Source organism: Parashewanella hymeniacidonis (assembly GCF_016900895.1).
GTDB lineage: Bacteria > Pseudomonadota > Gammaproteobacteria > Enterobacterales > Shewanellaceae > Parashewanella > Parashewanella hymeniacidonis.
Window position 1 is genome coordinate 1 of sequence record NZ_JAFEUN010000293.1, and the last position, 1,161, is coordinate 1,161.

Here is a 1,161-nt window from a genome sequence, read left to right on the forward strand (position 1 = left end):
ATACTTGATGAAAATCATTTTTGACAAGTTAGATATCGACCCGAGTAACGAAAAAGTATCTCAAGTCATCAGTGAACTTGAAGAGTTCGGGGTTATTGCAGCATAAAACTGTCCGCAGTATTGTTTCTATAAAAGCTACGCAAAAGTCAGTTGGTGAATTTGTAGGTAATTTCGTCATGATAAGCACCTTTAATTCCTGTATTTTCGTACTAAGATATCGCTAAGTAAAACGAATTACCGTGTCTCAATATTTTTATTTATTGGCCTTCAGACACGCACACCTTTTGTCATTGGGTTGGACATAACCTAGTTAGGAGGCACATTCAAACCAAACTATTTTTCTTCAGTTTTTGAATCTAATACTTGATTGATATGGCTTGCAATATCCCATCGAGGAAGCTCATCTGCGTTACTGAAAATAATTATCCCCCGTTTGATATCTGGATAAGCAATGAGCAAAGCTTTCACGCCTTGAAATGAGCCTGCGTGCTGAATAACTCTTCCATTTTTATTGCTGTATACCTGCCAGCCCAAACCCATTTTTGTCTTACCCCAATCTGTACTTTTTCTAGGTATTAACATTTCTTGAAAAGTTTGAGTCTGTAACAGACTATTATTTTGAGACAAAGTAGAGTTTAGCCAAACAAGTAACTCCTTAACATTCGTAACAAGCCCCTCACTTGGTGCATAAGAGGGATCAAAAGGTCTTTTTGAAGCTTTACGTAAAAACAAACCATTTATATGAGGTTCAACATCAGGTTTAAATGAGCTACCCAATTGAAAAAAGCCTGTATTAGTCAGCTTTAAGGGTCTTATAATACGTTCACTAATATGACTTGGATAAGACTTGCCACTCACTTTCGCTATAACGGCACCAAGAACGTTAAAGTTTAAGTCGGCGTATTTAAATGATTTATCTAGCTCGCCATGCCTATCAATTGATTCTTGTAAATATTGATTGATAGAGCGTTGTTTGCTCACATTCTCTGGTTTTACTTTATCTTTTGGCTCATATCGGGTTCAAGACTGCTAGGTAACCAATAGTTGAATGAGTGGTTCAAGCAGCCCTTTACCTCGTAGGCCAGCATTGTGTACAAACTCAAAAAAACCAAGATAAAGAGGGAGTTTTTCTTGTGATATCCCTCGATGTGGTCTCAACCA

The 1,161-nt window shown here is 37.3% G+C and carries 1 protein-coding gene; it reads right to left on the reverse strand.

The genetic code is table 11. The features are described from left to right. Window positions 1-333 precede the first annotated feature (333 nt). Window positions 334-981 carry a serine hydrolase gene (locus tag JQC92_RS22400; RefSeq protein WP_205001733.1) on the reverse strand — a complete coding sequence of 216 codons (648 nt, stop codon included), beginning with the start codon at window positions 979-981 and terminating at the stop codon, window positions 334-336. Between the last annotated feature and the right edge of the window lie 180 nt (window positions 982-1,161).